At 66.3% G+C, this 243-nt stretch carries 1 pseudogene; it reads left to right on the top strand.

From position 1 onward, the window contains the following. Positions 1-13 precede the first annotated feature (13 nt). Positions 14-243: pseudogene (locus tag AC5ZG5_RS46635) on the top strand (hypothetical protein); the annotation flags it as partial.

Below are 243 nucleotides of genomic sequence, written 5' to 3'. Positions count from 1 at the left end.
GCAATGCTGAGGCATGGGTACGAAGTCCCGAGAGAGCATCTACGGCGCCTCTGTACGCGCCTCAGCGGAGCGCGCGGCAGAAGCCCGCAGGCAGGCCGACAAGCTGGCCTGTGAGGCCTGGAATAAGCGCATGCTCGCCTTCCAGGGCCCTGCCCAGCCCTCCCCGACGCTCGGGGACGCGATCAATGCCGGCTACCTGTACCTCGAGGTCAAATGCCTGGGCTGCAACACGCACCAGACGGT

It is taken from the genome of Bradyrhizobium sp. Ses1, from assembly GCF_059512365.1.
Note: the sequence above shows the minus strand (reverse complement) of the source record. Positions and strands in the feature narration are given on the sequence as shown.